The organism is Hahella sp. CCB-MM4, assembly GCF_002260525.1.
GTDB lineage: Bacteria > Pseudomonadota > Gammaproteobacteria > Pseudomonadales > Oleiphilaceae > Hahella.
Genome location: NZ_MRYI01000016.1, coordinates 34,275 through 53,171 on the forward strand (window position 1 = coordinate 34,275; position 18,897 = coordinate 53,171).

An 18,897-nucleotide genomic window follows, 5' to 3' on the forward strand; every position below is an offset into this window, starting at 1 on the left:
GGCTGTTGGATGCAGGGGGCCAATGCGAAATGTTCATGCCCTATGCAGAATCTGTATGGGATATCGATTGTTAATTGAATATCAGCAACCTGGATGAGCTATGCTGATTTGGTATGGGGTAGACGGATTCGGCATAATTTTTAATGGATGCGGGATATCCGCTTTTTCAGTCTTTAGAATTTGTTCTGTGCAGACAAATTGTCGACCTCAAGCAAACAGCCGACCTCAGAAAATCTGTCAACCATAGAAAATCTGTGAACCATAGAAAATCTGTCAACCATTAAAAAAATTACCGGGGGCCAGGAACTCGTGAATATTGAAACCAAGTGGCTGGAGGATTTTTTATCCCTGGCCCGGACCCAGAGCTTTTCCCGTTCGGCGGAGGAGCGCCACCTGACCCAGCCCGCATTTAGCCGTCGTATCAAAGCACTGGAAGCATCCCTTGGATGTGAGCTGGTCGATCGAACCAGTATGCCGGTACAGCTCACCAGGGAAGGGCGCCTGTTTCAAATCACGGCTCGAAATCTGGTTTCACAGTTGGATGATTGTGTAACCCATATCAGATCGCTGGGGCGCGGAGAAGAAAGTGTTATTGATTTTGCGGTATCCCATACCCTCGCGTTGTCGTTTTTCCCCGAGTTTTTAAAGTCACTGAACACCACAGAGGCCAGCTTCCGTTCCCGCCAGTTGATTGCGAATGTGGATGACAGCGTACAAGCACTGAAAAATGGTATCTGTGACTTTCTTCTGGCATTCGAGAATCACACACTGGATTCAACTCAATTTGCCAAGCTTTATTTACGTACTGAGAGACTGTTGCCGGTCTGTCGCGGCGGAGATGAAGGAAAACCCCAGTACAGCCTGGATGAGGAGACCCGGATGAGCCTGCCTTATCTTGGATATCCAAAAGACATTTATCTCGGCCGTATGGTCGCCGGATTATTACGTCATCCACCAAGGAAGGTCGATTTACAACTGGTGTCAGAGTCGTCTATGGCGGACAGTCTTAAGGTCATGGCCATGCAGGGAATGGGAATTGCCTGGGTACCTTCCTTTTCCATTCGAGAAGAAGTCCGGCAGGGGTTTCTCGTCTGCTGTGGCGAGGAGACGTGGCACATTCCTTTGCAAATCTGTATATACCGGTGCATGAGAACGCTATCCCCAGAAGCTGAAGCACTTTGGAAAGTGCTTGAGAGCGAATATTCGGTGGATGATCAGTCATCCTAACGATTAGTGTCAGGTGCGAAATCAATGCCGTGTGTATGCCGGTGATCGGTATTAGCTTGCTTCATGAAATGAAGCGGGTCTGTCTCACTTTCTCCTTCCAATAGTTCAGCCTCTCAATATTTTCAGTCTTTAATGGGCATCAAGTCTTAAACCCCTATAACCAAACGCATATTTATAACTCTGGTTATAAGTGTTTTATCTCCCTGTTTTTAATGAGCTTTTTTGCCTTTTAAAAAGAAATGTTTTGTTTGGTTATATTCCTGATGACGTTGGAGTGAACTTCGGCGACTGATATTTAATTATTATATAACAGTGGGTTATGAACGTTTTTAGCGTATGGCCCCATTTTTGCCCTATGGATTGGAAAGCGCTGCTAAACAAGCGCAATTACCGGATGAACAATAATTTCCAATTGAAGGTAACTATATGGGCAATACCCCTCAGATTGATCAGATACACAGTGTCAGGCTCGAACAGGACTTATTGGGAGACGCAGCAGTACCTCATGATGCCTACTTTGGCATCCAGACCCAGAGAGCCAGGGATAATTTTGATCTGACAGGCGTCCCGTTAAGTCATTTCCCCGAACTGGTGAATGCCTTTGCCATGGTCAAGCTTGCCTGCGCTAAAGCCAATCATCGGCTGGGTGGTTTGAGCGAAGACAAGCTGGTCGCGATCGAGGGGGCCGTGGCAAAGATATTGGAGGGGCAATACCACGATCAGTTTATCGTTGACATGATTCAGGGTGGTGCCGGTACCTCAAGCAATATGAACGCAAACGAGGTTATCGCCAATATCGGGCTGGAATTGATGGGCCATGCCAGGGGCCAATACAAGCTTCTCCATCCCAACAACGATATCAATAAGTCCCAGTCAACGAATGATGTGTATCCCACTGCCATTCGCCTGTCCATTCTCCTGAAACACGAAGAGCTGGTAACCGCACTCAGGGCATTGTGTGGCGCTTTTGAAGCCAAGGCGGCGGAATTTTCCGGGGTCATCAAAATGGGGCGCACCCAATTGCAGGATGCGGTACCCATGACGCTGGGCCAGGAGTTTCAGTCGTTTGCCACAACCCTGGGAGAGGATATTCAGAGAATTGCCGGTCTGGCAGAACTATTGACCGAAGTTAATCTGGGAGGGACGGCCATTGGGACCGGCATTAATACTGATCCTGAGTATTCCGGATATGCCGTTTCCTATCTCGCTGAAGTCAGTGGAATTGAATTTAAACAGGCATCCGACCTGGTAGAGGCCAGTTCCGACATGGGGGCTTTCGTGATGTTCTCCAGCATGCTTAAACGAGTGGCCATCAAGCTTTCCAAAATAGCCAATGATCTCCGCCTGCTGAGCATGGGCCCCCGTTGCGGACTCAATGAAATTAACCTTCCTCCTCAACAACCCGGAAGTTCCATCATGCCGGGCAAGATTAACCCGGTCATTCCAGAAGCTGTCAACCAGGTAGCTTATCAGGTCATTGGTAATGATCTGGCTGTCACTATGGCGGCAGAAGCAGGGCAGCTGCAGTTGAATGCCATGGAACCCCTGATTGCCTACAACATTCACGGATCGATCCGTCTGCTCAATAAGGCCATGGAGATGTTCCGGGTGAAATGCGTTGAGGGCATAACGGCCAACGTCAGCCGCTGCAAAGACATGGTGGATCAGAGCATCGGCATTGTCACGGCCGTCAGTCCCTATATCGGATATGAAAACGCCTCCAGGATAGCGAAAAGTGCATTGGTCAATGGCCGGAGTGTATTGGACCTGATTCTGGAGGAAGGACTCATGGAACAGCAGGAACTCGATGAAATCCTGAAACCGGAGAACATGATTAGACCGCGCCGCAGCCAACGGTGAGGTCGTTCAGTCATCCCGCGTTTGCGGGTGTTAAACCCATTCAACAATAACAGGTGATAAAAGATGCAACACTCAATGATTGACGACAGCCAGAGCGGCTTTTGGCGGAACCTTGCCCTATGGAAGAAAATTCTGCTTGGCATGGTGCTGGGTGTCATTGTCGGCGTCATCATGGGGCCTGACGCTGAAGTCCTGAAACCCATCGGCACTCTCTTTATCAATGCGATCAAAATGTTGATTGTTCCTTTAATCTTCTTTTCCCTGATCGTCGGGGTGACCTCAATGAAGGACTCCCGGAAGATGGGACGAATCGGGCTCAAGAGTCTGGTTCTGTATCTGGGCACCACAGCGGTTGCTATCAGTATCGGCCTGGGGCTGGGAACGCTGTTCAGCCCAGGGGATGGCATCAGCATGGTGGCGGTGGAAGCGGCCCCTGTTGCCAAAGAAGCGCCTACGTTGATCGATACCCTGCTGAATCTAATTCCAAAGAACCCTGTGGCAGCGCTGGCATCGGGTAACATTCTGCAGATTATTGTCTTTGCTCTGTGCCTTGGAATAGCACTTTCCCGCTGTGGTGATCCGGCCAAGCCTGTTATTCAGGTGTTTGAAGGGCTGGCAGAGGGGATGTACAAGCTGACTGAATTTGTGATGAAGCTTGCGCCCTTCGGCGTCTTTGGATTGATGGCCTGGGTCGCCGGCAAATATGGGGCCGACATCCTGTTGCCATTGATCAAAGTTATTGCCGTGGTATACATCGGCTGCCTCATCCATGTTCTGGTGTTCTACACGGGGATGATCTCTTTCCTGGGAAGTCTGAATCCTATCCGCTACCTCAAAGGATTGGTTAACCCGGCTTCGGTAGCCTTTACCACGACCAGCAGCTCTGGAACCCTGCCGGCTACCATTAAAGCCTCCCGTGAAGAACTGGGGGTTTCCAAAGGTATTTCCAGTTTTGTTCTGCCATTGGGGGCCACCATCAATATGGATGGCACGGCGTTGTACCAGGGAGTATGCGCGTTATTTATTGCGCAGGCTTTCGGTGTGGATCTTTCGTTTATGGATTATCTGGCGATCATCATGACTTCCACCCTGGCCTCTATCGGTACGGCTGGTGTTCCTGGTGCCGGATTAATCATGTTGTCACTCGTGTTGAGCACGGTTGGGTTGCCGATGGAAGGCCTGGCTATCGTCGCTGGTATCGATCGGATTCTGGATATGGCCCGAACCACGGTTAATGTTTGCGGAGATCTGATGGTTTCTGTACTCGTGGCCAAGAGTGAAAACGAGCTGGATGAGACGGTTTACAACAGGGAAGGTGTGAGAGGCGGCGTACCGATGAGTGCGGCCGAGTAGCGTAAAACCACCTGTCGCTCGGGCGGGTTCCCATCAGGGGCGCAACTCATTTGGGGCGCCCCCTAAACCAGAAAGAGGTTTGTCCATGAAAATTATCCAGACTCTGACATTCTTTTGTTTTGTTATTCTGACTCCTGTCATTCAAGCGGAAACATGGAATGTTGCAACAGATCGGAATTTTCCTCCCTATGTCATAAGCGAAGGAGGAAATGTCCATGGAATTCATGTGGATATCGTGGAAGCCGTGATGCGTAAAATGGGCGTGGACTTCAACCTTACAGGGTACCCATGGGCTCGGGTTGTGGCAGTGACGGATAGTGCCGGGGTGGATTTCAGTTTCCCTTGGGTGGGTAAGCCCGAGAGGTTTGAAAAATATCTGATGGTCGGCCCGATTCATACGGGACGTACAGTGTTTGCTGTCAGATCTGATGATAATGAACTGGTATTTGAATCGCTTGAAGACCTCAAGGGGAAAAAAATTGGAACTGTCAGAGGATACGCTTATGAAGACCGTTTTGATCAGGCGGATTTCTTCATCAGGGATGACAAGGCTTCCGATAACACCAGCAATATCAAAAAACTGCTGGCAGGACGTGTGGACCTGATTATCGGTGACGAGAATGTTCTGTCAGAGGAAGCCAAGATTTTGGGCGTCAGGGATCAGATAAAGTTCCTACCCAAAGCGGTTAAAGTGGCACAGCGATATGTGGCATTTCCAAAAGATCTGACGGAAAAAGCAGATCGCTTCCAAAAGGCATTGGACGCCATCGTCGTTGACGGCAGTTACGATGCAATTCTTGCCAGATATCGGTAACACGAGAACGGACTTATCTGTTTTTTTTAGACTGGACTCACATGGTTAATGGCTCGGTTTGATAAACGAACCGGTTGTGGTACGAGGTAAGGTTATGCGTTGTCAGCATTTTTTATCAGTACTACTTTGTATACCAGTACTAGTCTGTTTATCAGTATTGCCTTTGGGGTGTGCAGCACTGGAAGCGCGCGCTGAGGTGTTCAGCGTACATACTGAGGAGTTTCCACCATTTAACTACACGGAGAATGGACGTATTGTCGGGGCTTCCACAGAAATTGTGGAAGCCATTATGAGAAGCTCCGGATATGAGTACCATCTTGAAAGTCATCCCTGGGCTCGAGCCTATGAGTTGGCAAAAAGCGGAAAAAACACCCTGATTTATTCCATCGGGCGGACACCCAAGCGAGAGGAGGACTTCAAATGGATCGGTATCCTGGTGCCCAGTGTGCATTCCGTTTTTGCGCTCAAGGAGCGCTCAGATATCGTCATTAACTCTCTCAATGATCTCAGTCACTATACCATTGGTACCACCATCAATGATGTCAGGGAAAGCTACCTTGTCAGCCGCGGATTTGACGTCCGTAGCCTGCAGCGAATAGGTGGTGAGTCAGCATATATCATGAATTATCTGAAGCTGATGAAAGGGCGAATTGATCTCTGGCCCATGCCGGATGCTGTGATGAGCTACATCGTGCGTAAAACAGGGGATGACCCTGAAACGGTGGTGCGAAAGGTGTATGAACTATCTGAAATTTCCCGGGGGGGCTACTATCTTGCCGCCGGGAGAGCGACCTCCGAGGACGTTGTGGTCAGACTCCAGGCAAGCCTTGAAGTGTTCAGACTTACACAAGATTACCAGGAGATTATTAACCGATGGGGGTTGTGACAGGGAAGAACCTGATGACTTTTTGATGAAAGACAAGATATTACCCCTGTAAATTTAGAAATTGTCACCTCTTTCTTTAGCCTTTCTGTATTCCGTCTATACTCCTAGAAAGGTTCGGTGCGACGTTGCATCAATCTGTAATTTGCAAGCGCTAACGATAAAAATTAAGAGGTACTGTGCAGATGATTATCAGAACACTGCTGTTGCTGGCCATTACTACGATGGCATCTTTCTGGGCTAATGCAGAAAAAATTACACTCGCCAATGGAGAATGGGCCCCATATCTTTCGGAAAAGCTTCAACACTATGGTTATATGTCCCGAATTGTAAAAGAGGCTTTTGCCGAAGAAGGGATTGAGGTGGAGTATGTTTTTCTACCTTGGAAGCGAGGTTATGAAGAGGCCAAGAAAGGCGTTTATGCCGGCTCTCTGATCTGGGGATATAACGATGAACGGGCCAAAGACTTTTTGTACTCAGATACTGTTGCCACCCTGGGAACCTCCCTGTTTTACAACAAAGACAAGCCTGTCGACTGGAAAGAGCCAAAGGATCTGGGCAAATATAAGATCGGCGGTATGATTGGCTATGCGTATGGCATTGAAGATCTGGAAAAATCGGGAACGGTTAAAATCGATCGCATAGACAACGTAGAAGGTAACTACCGTAAACTTGCCGCCGGCCGCCTCGATATCGTTTTGGAAGATACTGAAGTGGGCCTGGAGAGTATTGCGGGATACGGTTTGTCCGATAAACTGATGCCACATCCCCAAACACTTGAACCCCGCAAGTATTCTGTCATTTTCAGTAAGAAGTACCCCAAGGCCCAAGAGTTGATGGAAGCGTTTAACCGCGGGCTGAAAAAAATCATTGATGATGGACGCTATGACAAATATTTGCAGGAATCACGTAGTGGGGCCTATCGGAAATAATGGCCTGTGATTTGGCATTGTAAACTCAATAATGACATGGCTGATTGGTCAGCCATGTCATGGCTGAAAATACCCGCCTGACATTCAAGGACTCTCAAGAAGGGATTCTCAATAGAGAGTCAATCATTACTGGTTTTATCTGTGTAGCAAGTCTGAATAGCCCGTCTGAATGACAAGCGTCGGCGGTGTGCACCGCCGTATTCTCTTTTGTCTGCTCTCACATCCTATCCCAGAAGTAATTTGCGATGGATCTATTCAGGTCGCAGCAAGTCTGTCCAAATCACATCGGTTTTTTCTAAATCGTATCAGGACTATCCAAATGGAACTAAGCCTGTGTTAAGGCTTTTTCCTTTTTTTAACGCATAAGCTCGTAACATGGAATTCAGGGTGGTGGCACAGGATGTGAACCAAAATTGATGATGGTTTAAGCCCCCCAATAATATCGATGTCAACAGAGGGACAAATTATGCCGATGACGGTACCAGAGAACAGTGTATTTTTAGCAAACACTGTCGGTAGCCATATTTATGCCTGGACAAAACAAGCTGGTAAGGCGACTAGTAAGTATGCACTGATAAGCGCACATGGCGCTGAAAAATCCGGCACTCCAAAGAGATCCAAAACTAACGTAAATCTGAAGTTTTTTGTGGAGCGTGGCTATACTCAGGGAGGCGCGACGGACATACGTAAAGCAGTATCCGGCTACGTAAGGCCAAGAGAGGCCACAACACTGAATGATCTTGCCTATGAATATACGCTGTCCAAGTACCAGGGGCGTCATCAAAGTGAAAACTCAACTCATCAAAGTGGTGAAACCTACGGTTATATCAGCAAGCATATGCATGATCTCCGTACATACTACCGTGATGTGTTAAATCTTGATGAGACTACGGTCAGGCAGTTTTTGAGCCAGCACAAAGGGCAAATCCAAATGGACGTTATCACTATTCGGAACCGTAAAAGCGGTACCGCGCCGACGTTCAGTGAGGCTATTCTTCTGTTGCAGGGGGCTGGATATAACTATGAGACAATTTTCTGTTCGTTCTGCCGGGGCTATGAAAATGGTACAAAGCTAGGCCAGCAGGAACCCATAAATACCGAAGATTGTATACTTTCTTAGGAAGCGAATGCTTCTGTTTCTGACAGGGATCAGGCAGATATTCATCTGCCTGATCAAATCTTTTAAATCGGTAAATCAAATCATCCCGTTAACCGATAAATCAAGTCATTAGTATGGGCAAGTGTTGTCCCCATAGGTGTGCCATACCGACGGCCGCTTTTTCGAAGTCAGTCTGCTTGCTGTTTTCATTTCTCAACCTGCAGAACTCTTTATCCCTATTGAATAATGATGCTGCTAAACCCCTTCCGGCCATGGTGATACTGGTGGTTTTGGCCAACCGTAGTGCCGTGAACTTTTCGAATGCCTGATAAAGATTGTCCGGGAAGGTTTCCAGACAATTTGCAATGTGCCAGGCATCCTCAAGAGCTTGGCAAGCACCTTGTCCTGACGTTGGCAGGGGAGCATGGGCGGCATCACCAATCATGATCAGATTGTTTCGATGCCAAATCGGGGTTGGATCGTGGTCGTGCAGGTATATCTTATTGATCTGGTGGACGGGAGTGTGCTCTATCATTTGTCTGACAGGTTCCGGCCAGTCTGAGAAGATTCCGGTCAGCTCCGTTTTATAATTCGCCGGTTCCCTAGTTCCTATTTGATCGCAGGCGACACCACCCGCCCAATAGGCTTTATTCGCTGCAACAGGCACAATTCCGAATCGTTCTCCAATGCCCCAGTAGTCCGAAACAACTATTTCGCTAAATATATCGTTCTCCGATTCAAAAACACCAATCCAATTAATCATTCCTTGAAAGACGGGAGCATGTTCTCCGCATACAAAGTGACGGGCCGTGGAGGCCATACGGCCATCAGCGCCAATGATGACATCTGCGGACACTCTCAATCCGTTTTGGAAATAAACTTCTGTCTGTTCCGAAGTGATGGCTTTTATATCTTCAACGGTGTGTCCATATTGTATGGATACGTTCAGGGTATTGAGTTTTGCAATCAGGATGCTCTGAAGATCACGCCTGAGAATTGAAAGGCTTGGATGGGCCATATGATGGTTGATTAATCCAATATCAAGCGCTCCCAGGTCGTCATTCTGTACGGACAGCCGTTGCATTTTGGTAGGCCTTCCTGCAACAGCCTTGACTTCATCCAAGACCCCGAGCCTGCCGAGGACAAAGGATGCATTTGGCCAGAGTACAACTCCGGCACCAATCGAGGATTGCTTTTCATGACGTTCGTAGATACTGACATGAAATCCTTTCTGCCTGAGAGCAATGGCAGTACTGACTCCGGCGACACCTGCACCGAGTATGGCTACTTTCATGGGATAAGAATTTCTCTGGCCTTGGTCAATTGACACAAAGATACAGCGTTAGGGTGGTGCTCAAAAAGGCTCCGAAGGTCCAATTCCAAAGGTCCCATTCCATAGGTCAAATATCGTTGAAAGGCTTCAAGCTCTCTAAAATTCCACTGGCTTTTGCTTGTCGTTGCTACAATGGGTATGCCGTTTACACATGGCGGCTATGTAGCTACTTGTTGTACAAGACTAAAGTTGGATTAGCGTGAAATAACCTTTTCCACTTCCTGGCAGATGTTTCCCGCCAGGTGTTCGTCTTTCTTCAAAACGTTGTGGAAAAGATTTCGTTCTGCACTCGTAACATCCCTGCTGGTCACCAGAATTGCGGGTATGTGTCTTCGATTAGAGTTTGAGACACGCAGAGCGGACAGGATAGCAATGCCGTTGAGCGCATATAGCTCTCTACCCACTATCGCCAGTTCAAAAGGCTCCTGGATCAGTCTGGTTAATGCAGACAGTCCATTGGTTTCCTGAACAATCTTAACCGGCATGTGCTCCAGAGCCTGGTGATAAAGAGACCTTAGCATTGGAGACTCCTCTGCAACCATGACCAGCCAGCGCTTTTTCATGACTCTTTTGGAGAGAGATTCCAATTCATTGCAGATCTCTATTTGTCCTTTGTCGTCATGAGGAAATTCTTTTACCCGGCGGAAAAGATCGACATAGGCCAGAATATTGTTTGCCGTGGTTGAAGGCAGTTTGCCTTCGGGGGGGCATTCAGTCAGCAGGTTTTCCAACTGATGACAACCGGCGGTAATGGAAGAAAAACCGTAAGTACCTCCGGATCCTTTGAGACTGTGGACCCTTCTGTATAGCTCGTTGTACTGGTTTTTTGAATAGGGATTTTTTTCCATGGAAAGGACCAGGCTTTCCATGAAATCGCAGCGTTCGTCTAGTTCCGCCACAAAACGTTCACGCAGATCTATCAGAAGCTTAGCAAGCTCTTCCGTACTTTTAGACATGGTGGTAAGCCTTTTGCTGAAACTGCCTCGAAAGTGAAGACTATAACGTCATTATAGACTGACCCCACGCTGTGATATGCACCGGTGCGTGTAAGATTATTTCCAGCGTTCGGTTCAGACGGATATCTAAGCTAAACCTCTTCGCACTCCACCTGTTTCGAGTTCATTTCCACTATCTGTAGCTTGCTGTCAATGATGGCCCATTTATATTCGTCCTCCGAAGTACTCCGGGTCAGTTTCCGGGTCTGTGGATCGATATACTGAGAAACGGTGGTAAAACCCAGGGATGCGGTGCCGTCTCGATTGAGGATGTAGGTATGGATCTTAGCAGTGGACTGATATTTTGTTTGGGGTTTCAACATGATTCCCAAATCAAACTTATAGGTGGTGTAGTTGGCTTCCAGTTCAGTCCGGTTGCCGTCTTCCTGGAAGATAAGGGTGCCGGTCAGTCGGGGGGAAAAGTGTTTGAGCACACCGTTGATGTCGCAGGTACGATAGGCAACTTCGATGTCCCTGAAAGCTGTCAGTACTTTCTCCCTGGTGACCTGGGTGGCGTCAAAAGCATCTTCCTGTGGATTTTTCTTGAGCCCGGAAGTTTCCCGGTAGGCGGAAAACAGATGTCCGAAAGCTGACATGGCATCCTCGGCGTCAGAGTTGCCTGTGAGATAGTCCATCCCATTTCCGGTGACAAATTCCGTTATGTTTTGACTTGCTTTGGACTTTTGTTTTTCCAGCCATAGAAAATAACTGTCGTCGCTGTATTCATGCCCGAAGCGCTCTGACCTGCCTTCATTCAGCAGGCCCGCCTGCAGGTAGGCAGGCAGTTGTTCATGCCACCAGCGGTAAATGGTGTTGTAGGTCCGCTCGTTGTCACTTTCTCCAGACAGCTCGTCTTCGCATCTGAGCAGGCGGCCGTTATCGTATTTGTACCAGAACTCCCAGGTGTCATGATCTCCATAACCCCAAGCCTGGGCCCGGACTCCGGGGCAGAGGTCGTAGAGGAGTTTTACCAGTTTGCCGATCAGGTAATCCCCACAAGAGCTGGTGAGAAACTGACTGATCCAGAAGTCTTCGTTGCCTAGAGTGGATTCAGCATGAAGGTTCTCCTGATAGCGATTATTCAATTCGTTCAGAAAGTTTTGGGTCTGGATTTCTCCTACCTCGAAATTCAGCGATTGTGCTGCCAGGAGAATGGATTCGTTCTCCTCGCCAAGGGCTTCAATAAAAGCCTTCAAACGTGAATGGACCGTTGGGTTGGGGTGCTGATAATAGAGCTTGCTATGTAGTTCCGCCATGTCCTGATCCTTAAGGGTAGCGATATCGATCCGTGTGCTTCCATGTGTGCTGTATGCGGTATATCTACGTCATGCCTGAGCGTAAGCACGCGAGAGGTTGTTATACCTCTACTCCTTAAAGACTAGTCCAAAACAATCGGAATGGAAAAGAGAAACCGGGAGTCCGTTGGAATGGTCTCCCGGTGAGCTGACAATGAACAGGACGTTCATTCAATCCCTAAACAGATGCATTAGTTCTTCTTGGTCAAAGTGTTAGAAGTCACATGAGGGAAGGTGATCACGGTTCCCTTGATTGGAATATCCATCAGAATGGTCTGACTGTATTGCAATTGGGTGTAGTTGGAAGCCCCACCGAAAGATTCCAGCCAGTATCTTGCGAAATATCTGGAAACTTTGGCGTGTTGCTGTTCAAACCCGATATTGGTGACCGGATGACTGCCGTTGTTTGAATCCACATCAAACTGGATGTAGCTGCTGGCCGGATACTGTTGGATTGCCTGGGACAATGGCAGGTTGGGGTTTTCCGTAAACGCCGGATTCAGATTGCCGACATTCTTGATTTTGTACTGTTCCGTGTTGACCCCCATGGGAAGGACCAGGGGAGGGGGTTCGATAATAGGGGTTCCCTGTTTTTCCTCATAAGAGCCGGAAGCCAGAATAGAGTTTCCGTGAGGGACTGACATCTGTTTGATGATGTTGAATTTCTGGGAAGGAGGTGTGCTGTTAGGAACGGTTTGGCTGCCAATTCCAGGCTGCTCGCCGTTGCCATAGGGGCCCAGTAATTGTTTGGTGTCGGTCAGGAACAGCCAGGAGCCGTTCTCCGCATGCACCAGTTGGTCCTTGGCAGGGCCGTCTGCAAAGTAAATTCTTTGTTCGTAGAACAGGGTGTTCGCAACCTGGGTGCCGTATCCTCCCCGGTTGGGAGCTGTTCCGTGAATGGCCGAGAAGGTGATTTCCTCATAGTAGGAGAAATTCTTGAGGATATAACCATCTTCCTGGGGCAGTGGCATCAAATTATAGGAAAACGGAGACGTTGGTCCACCCTGGTTGCCATTTTGGATGTTCTGGTTGGTCCAGGTGCCGACAAGAAACTCCAGTGGGCCTAGTGCGGTGGTCGGTTCTGGTGGTTCCGCCTGGGCTGGTTCCTGAAGAAGGGGTTCGCTTAGATTGGGGGCTGTCGTCGTCATAATGAGTCCCTTTATGTGCTGTTGATCCCGTGCTCTATCAGCTCCCTTTCAGCTATCTGATAGAGTCCCAAAATGAATATAGTCGAAATCAGAGGGTGTGGTTAAAAATTAACCTTTTTAAAGTTTAAGCTGAGTGACAAGAAGTAAAATAATTACATTATTGTTTGAATAATAAGAATTTTTCTTTAGATGAAACGGGATGACACTTTTTGGGATGATTTTCTTGAATGGTTAAAAAATGGTCTATACTAGGCCTCAGTAAGCGACGTAGTTTCGTTCGTTTAGCAATTTCCACAGGCACGTGGCGAGTGGAAAACAAAGCGTAGGGAGACATTTCATGGACTGGTTAGACGAATTCTATCACCTAAGTTCTGCCCTGACTGACTACAAGGTTGTACAACTCAAGGGAACAGGAGTTGGTGAAGAATACCTCGACGTATTAAGCACAATCATCCCCCAAGACATCTTATCCGAACTCTTCGATTGTTATCGAAGCCTGAAGGTTCAAAACTCCTCCAAACCAAAAGAACAACTGATTCGGGACGCCATTCTATGTGACGCGAAACTGGGCCCGGTGGCGAGAAACATCATCAAAATGTGGTACCTGTCTATCTGGTATCAGATGCCCGATGACTGGCGTCAACAATTCGGTAAACCCAACCAGGGATCGCCCAAATATCAGGATGTCCAGTTTGTGGTATCCCGCAATGCCTATATTCAGGGATTGGTTTGGGAGGCTCTTGGTTCACATCCAATGGGAGCCAAGCAACCTGGTTATGGTACCTGGTCGGATAAACCGACAGACAAGGGCTCCGTGATCAGTACCGCATCCTGATGGCTCGAACTGTATCCTGATGGCACGAACTGAAGGTACGAATTAAAGAAACACCGGATCAGAAGTACTAAAAAATACAAGCAAGCAACACCCCACGATAAGAATACATACACATATGGAGGTGGACATGAATACTGTTGATGAGTTTGATGTTGTCATAGTGGGAGCGGGAATCAGCGGCGCTATCATGGCTGAGCAGCTTGGCGCTAAAGGTAAACGAGTGCTGGTGCTGGAAGCCGGCAGTGGAACCGGCGACCGTTTCTGGAGTAGTGGAGGGGCGAACAGCAAGCGGGACGGTTACGAATCCTATATGGACACTTTTTTCACGGCCCTCGCCAAAATACCCAATGCTCCCTATCCCGATAATCCCAATGCCCCTCAGCCGCTGGTGACGGATCTGGAACCCATTACCCCCAACCAGCCTTTAACCAATGGATATTTTGTCCAGAAAGGTCCCTTGCCGTTTGCCAGCACCTACACCCGCGCAGAGGGGGGAACAACCCTGCATTGGCTTGGTACCTGTCTGAGGATGCTTCCGGAGGACTTCCATATCAAAACGGAATTCGGCCGGGGCCTGGATTGGCCCATCAACTATCACGACCTGGAAAAATGGTATCAGGTTGCTGAGAAAAATATCGGTGTTTCCGCCAACGCGGACGAACAAAATTATCATCAGATTGACAATCCATCCGTCCAGATTCCTTATCAGGATGGTTACGACTATCCGATGGAAAAGATCCCCCAAAGCTATCTGGACAGGCACATGGCCAAAGGTCTCCAGGGGATGACCGTAAACTTTGACGGTAAAACCTATCCGATTGATGTGGTCAGTACGCCACAGGGACGTAATGGGATGCCGAGGGGGTCTTATCGTCCTGTGGGCGCTGTGGGTGATCCTGATTTGGGACAACGTTGTGCGGGCAATTCCAACTGCGTTCCCATTTGTCCGATTCAAGCCAAGTACAATGCTCTGAAGACTCTGATGCAGGCACAGAAAACGCATCATGTGGAAATACGCACCCAATGTGTGGCCTATGATCTGGAAGTCGACCCGGTTACCAACCATATTTCCAAAGTTCACTACAAGCAGTATTCCGACCCCAATTCTTCTGATCATGTATGCAAAGCTGTGAGAGGCAAAGTGGTTGTACTTGCTGCCCACGCGGTGGAAAACGCGAAACTGATGCTGGCTTCCGGTGTCGGCAACTCCAGTGATCAAGTCGGACGTAATCTGATGGATCACCCGACCATGCTGACCTGGGGATTAATGCCGTCTCCCATCGGTGCCTTCAGAGGGCCGGGTTCGACCTCGGGAATTCCCTCATTGCGAGGGGGAGATTTCCGTAAGAACCGGGCGGCATTTCGCATTGAAATAGGTAACTGGGGATGGTCCTGGCCGGAGGGAGCGCCCATCGGCACGGTGCCGGACCTGATCGACCAGAAAAATCTGTTCGGTAAGCAATTGAAGGACACGATTGCTTCCGTGTATCCCAGAATGTTCCGTTTTGGCTTTCTGGTGGAACAGTTACCGGATCCGAATAATCGGGTCACCATTGATCCCAACTATCGTGATCAGTTGGGGAATTACCGTCCGGTCATTGACTATGATGTCAGCGATTACTCGCGGGCAGGCATGGCTGCGGCCAAGCATGTGTCAGACATGATCTTCCAACGCCTGGGGGTAGAAGGTTATACCGAATACAATCCGTCTGATCCCGGCTATGTCACATATCAGGGCCAGGGGTACACCTATAACGGGGCCGGCCATCTGGTGGGGACTCACATTATGGGGGCTGACAGCAAAACGTCGGTGGTTAACAGAGAGCAGCGTAGCTGGGACCATCCCAATCTGTATCTGGTCGGGTGTGGCAACATGCCAACGATCTCCACCTCCAATCCAACCCTGACCATGGCGGCTTTGACATATTGGGCGGCAGACAATGTGTACAAAGCACTTGCGGATATGTGACCAAGGAGACGGATTATGTATATCAATGAAGAATGCAAGCCTATCAAAGTCGCCAACAACAAGTTGACCCCAATCACCACGGTTCAGGAGCTGCACCATAACCTGCAATTGGCCATCGAACTTGAATTTGCCACTTTGCCGACTTATCTGAGTGCGTTGTACACGATCAAGGAAAATACCAACGTTTGTGCCTATAACGTTATCCGCAGTGTGGTGATGGAGGAAATGTTTCACCTGACCAATGCGGCCAATGTCCTGATCGCCACCGGTGGAAAGCCGGCCTTGAACAATCCCGAGTTTATTCCTTCATTTCCCACCAAACTGCCGGACAAAGAAGAATGGTTTACGGTGAACCTGAGAAAGTTTTCACCTGAAGCGCTGGCTACCTTCAAATATATTGAGGAGCCGGCCGAACTGGCTCATGGCCTGATTACCATCGGCGAGTTTTATGAAAATATCATTCACGGACTGGTACACCTGAACAGTGATTCTTGTGTGGATTTGTTCCCTTCCGGTACTTGCCCTCAGATAGAGCATAAATATTACTATGGCGGTGGCGGTATCATCTCGAAGGTGACCGACCTGGATTCCGCCACGTTTGCTTTGAATGCCATTGTGGTACAAGGCGAAGGGATGCCGACATCTGATTGGGACCCTGACAAACCTTTGCCTCTGGAGGAGATGACCGGAATCTGGAGCGGTGATCATCCACTCTTCATGCAACCCCGGGAGCTGGCTCATTACTATCGGTTTGATGAACTGGCCAAAGGGCGTCGATATATCTGTGGTGATACTCATAACTCCGGCCCCACCGGCCCTGAAATCCCCATTGATTACAGTGCTGTGTATAACATGATTACGAATCCCTGCAGCAAGGATTATGAAAACTTCTCCGAACTGCGCGAATTGAATCATGAATTCAATCGGATATTTACCGAACTGCTGAATCAGTTGCATCAGGCATTTAACGGTAAACCGGAAACACTTGAACCGGCAGTGGGCACGATGTTCCGGTTGAAATACGCTGCCCAGGAACTGATGCGTAATCCTATTCCTGATTCGCCTCAGGAGTTTTACGCCGGGCCGACCTGGGAATACATTTCTGCTTCGGGGTGGTGATCCGGCACTACCCCATCAGGATCTGTTGAGGTTTCATCTGAACACGTAGGCCATACGTGAAAAGGGAGGTCCTATGGAAGGTCGGGTATTTGATCATGTGCTGATCATTATGTTTGAAAATGAATATCGTGGTTACGTCATGGAAAATGAATACATGCGTAACCTCGCTGCCCAGGGTATTGAACTGACCAACTGCTTTGGGGTCATGCACCCCTCGCAGACCAACTACATTACTTCCATTGCCGGTGAACTCTGTAATGTGAGTGATGATGACAGACCTCAACCCCTGCCTCAGAAAACCATTGTCGACCTGATCGAGGCTTCGCCGCAAAACCTTCGCTGGAAGGCGTACATGGACAGCTACGTCCCTGATGACACCCCCTGGGTTCCGCAGGGATTTACGCCCCGGGACCACTATCCCTATGTTATCAAGCACAATCCGTTTTCTTCCTTCAAGAATATTCTTGAAGATCATGAGAGATGGGAAAAAATTGATAATGAGGCTGGTTTCTGGCGTGACCTGCTCAACCATGACTTGCCGGAGTATGCCTGGTTTACACCTAATATGTGGAATGACGGGCATTATCTTGTCGGCACTCTGAATGACAGTTTACACGGCGAACGGGCACCTGTGCTGGTTGACCAGCAGGCGAAGTGGCTGCAGTCATTTTTCGAAGGCCTTAATTTCCCCGGGCCCCGCAGCAAATTACCGCCGAGAACCCTGGTGGTGGTGACCTATGATGAGGCCGACTTCGAAGCTTTTTACGATAAGGGTAAAAAGTACACTTATGATGGTCCCAACCAGATTTATACCGTTCTGCTCGGAGACATGATTGCACCGGGACAGCAAGGTGAAGGTTATAACCATTACAGCCTGCTGAGAACCATCGAGAAAAACTTCAATCTGGGAGACCTGCAGAAGAACGACAGGGATGCCAACTGGTATCAGTTTCTGTGGGGAAAATCATTCCAGTGGCAGCGGCCCAGGGAAACGCCGATGAAGTGCAAACAGAACCTGAGTGCTGCGTCCTACGCCGGAGAGCTGTATGTCGTCAGCGCCGATATTGAAGGAACACTGAGGTACTGTATTTTTGATGGACATGAATGGTCTCCTGAGGTCACGGTAGCGGAGGACGGTGATGGATACCTGCATCTGGCCGCCAATGGTGAGAAGCTGGTGCTGGCCTATCGTGATTCGCAGAAGCATCTGGCCGTGAAGCTCTATGATCTGGAGCAGGGATGGCGTTTAGCCGAAATTCCGGATGTTGGAGAGGTGGAAGAGATCTCTCTGGTGGCAATACCCCATCAACCCGCCTTTATGCTGGTGTACAGAGACTGCGGAAATCAACTGCGTAGTCTCATCTACACGGGCAGCCAATGGCAAGGTCCGTCCGACGCCATCTGTACCCATAGTGACGGATCGTTCACGCTGGCGGCTCTCGGGGCTTCGATCCTGTTGATTTATCGGGTCATCAAGACCGGGCAGCTGTCCTGTTTGAGTTATAACACCGGTGAATTCAATAAAGTCACGGTGGAGAACAGTCAGTATGCCGGTCCTTATGACGACACAACAGTCAATCAATGGTCCGCCAGTGCATTTTCCCTGAATCACTATAGTGAAGCGCCGAATCCCATTACTCCCCTGGAAGATGAACCTGTCAGCGAGGGAATCAGGGCATCCGGTGAACTGGCCTCGGTGACACTCGACGGGGTCATATATCTTATGCATAACCGGTTTTCGGATGGAGCCGGTAATGGTCAACTTCTCTATGAAACGTTCTCTATCAGCGGCACATTAACGCCTGCTAATCCTGTCTCTTATAACCCTGCGGAAAATGATACGACCAGCAACGGATATGGAACTCTGGCAGAAGCCGGCTGGAGTTTGACCGGTGCTGTCAGTGGCGTTTTCCGCAATTCCGACACGCCGCTGGCTGCGGCGAATCTGAACGGCACGCTCTGGCTTCTATATCAACCCCTGACAAACGAGCGTATCTGGGCATGCCCCGGCGCTTACCTGAAAAACAAGGAGTAA

At 48.9% G+C, this 18,897-nt stretch carries 15 protein-coding genes; 11 read left to right on the forward strand and 4 right to left on the reverse strand.

The features are described 5' to 3' along the window. Positions 1 to 309: 309 nt before the first annotated feature. From BTA51_RS22215 to BTA51_RS22245, 7 genes are all read left to right on the forward strand, one after another. Positions 310 to 1,227, forward strand: coding sequence for a LysR family transcriptional regulator (locus tag BTA51_RS22215; RefSeq protein ID WP_094711282.1), 918 nt, complete (start codon positions 310 to 312; stop codon positions 1,225 to 1,227). 426 nt (positions 1,228 to 1,653) lie between these two features. Further along, the gene (locus BTA51_RS22220) at positions 1,654 to 3,087 is read left to right on the forward strand and encodes an aspartate ammonia-lyase (RefSeq protein WP_094711283.1); all 1,434 of its coding nucleotides are present in this window, start codon (positions 1,654 to 1,656) and stop codon (positions 3,085 to 3,087) included. Between the two features lie 63 nt (positions 3,088 to 3,150). Continuing rightward, a complete protein-coding gene (locus BTA51_RS22225; protein WP_094711284.1) occupies positions 3,151 to 4,440 on the forward strand; it encodes a dicarboxylate/amino acid:cation symporter in 1,290 nt (429 codons plus the stop codon). A gap of 85 nt (positions 4,441 to 4,525) precedes the next feature. Next, on the forward strand, positions 4,526 to 5,254 hold the full coding sequence (locus BTA51_RS22230) for an ABC transporter substrate-binding protein (RefSeq protein WP_094711285.1): 729 nt from the start codon (positions 4,526 to 4,528) through the stop codon (positions 5,252 to 5,254). Between the two features lie 196 nt (positions 5,255 to 5,450). Further along, positions 5,451 to 6,140, forward strand: a complete 690-nt coding sequence (locus tag BTA51_RS22235; protein ID WP_168188258.1) for an ABC transporter substrate-binding protein — start codon at positions 5,451 to 5,453, stop codon at positions 6,138 to 6,140. Positions 6,141 to 6,322: 182 nt separating this feature from the next. Then, a complete protein-coding gene (locus BTA51_RS22240; RefSeq protein WP_094711287.1) occupies positions 6,323 to 7,069 on the forward strand; it encodes an ABC transporter substrate-binding protein in 747 nt (248 codons plus the stop codon). Positions 7,070 to 7,535: 466 nt separating this feature from the next. After that, on the forward strand, positions 7,536 to 8,189 hold the full coding sequence (locus BTA51_RS22245) for a putative adhesin (RefSeq protein ID WP_094711288.1): 654 nt from the start codon (positions 7,536 to 7,538) through the stop codon (positions 8,187 to 8,189). A 100-nt stretch (positions 8,190 to 8,289) separates the two neighbouring features. On the opposite strand, the gene BTA51_RS22250 is transcribed toward BTA51_RS22245, so the two are convergent. The 4 genes from BTA51_RS22250 to BTA51_RS22265 form a co-directional block, all read right to left on the reverse strand. Further along, complete coding sequence (locus BTA51_RS22250) at positions 8,290 to 9,462, reverse strand: FAD-dependent monooxygenase (protein WP_094711289.1); 1,173 nt, start codon at positions 9,460 to 9,462, stop codon at positions 8,290 to 8,292. Positions 9,463 to 9,695: 233 nt separating this feature from the next. Next, entirely contained in the window at positions 9,696 to 10,457 is a 762-nt protein-coding gene (locus tag BTA51_RS22255; protein WP_094711290.1) for an Hpt domain-containing protein, read from the reverse strand. Positions 10,458 to 10,588: 131 nt separating this feature from the next. Further along, positions 10,589 to 11,752 carry a hypothetical protein gene (locus tag BTA51_RS22260; RefSeq protein WP_094711291.1) on the reverse strand — a complete coding sequence of 388 codons (1,164 nt, stop codon included), beginning with the start codon at positions 11,750 to 11,752 and terminating at the stop codon, positions 10,589 to 10,591. A gap of 230 nt (positions 11,753 to 11,982) precedes the next feature. After that, on the reverse strand, positions 11,983 to 12,939 hold the full coding sequence (locus BTA51_RS22265) for a heme-binding protein (RefSeq protein ID WP_246841135.1): 957 nt from the start codon (positions 12,937 to 12,939) through the stop codon (positions 11,983 to 11,985). Positions 12,940 to 13,276: 337 nt separating this feature from the next. Here BTA51_RS22265 and BTA51_RS22270 point away from each other — a divergent pair, with 337 nt between their 5' ends. The 4 genes from BTA51_RS22270 (at position 13,277) to BTA51_RS22285 (ending at position 18,897) form a co-directional block, all read left to right on the forward strand. Beyond that, complete coding sequence (locus tag BTA51_RS22270) at positions 13,277 to 13,774, forward strand: hypothetical protein (protein ID WP_094711293.1); 498 nt, start codon at positions 13,277 to 13,279, stop codon at positions 13,772 to 13,774. Between the two features lie 127 nt (positions 13,775 to 13,901). Beyond that, on the forward strand, positions 13,902 to 15,743 hold the full coding sequence (locus BTA51_RS22275) for a GMC family oxidoreductase (RefSeq protein ID WP_094711294.1): 1,842 nt from the start codon (positions 13,902 to 13,904) through the stop codon (positions 15,741 to 15,743). Positions 15,744 to 15,758: 15 nt separating this feature from the next. Beyond that, complete coding sequence (locus tag BTA51_RS22280; protein ID WP_094711295.1) at positions 15,759 to 16,862, forward strand: ferritin-like protein; 1,104 nt, start codon at positions 15,759 to 15,761, stop codon at positions 16,860 to 16,862. 73 nt (positions 16,863 to 16,935) lie between these two features. Beyond that, positions 16,936 to 18,897: an alkaline phosphatase family protein gene (locus BTA51_RS22285; protein ID WP_094711296.1), complete on the forward strand. Its 1,962-nt coding sequence runs from the start codon at positions 16,936 to 16,938 to the stop codon at positions 18,895 to 18,897.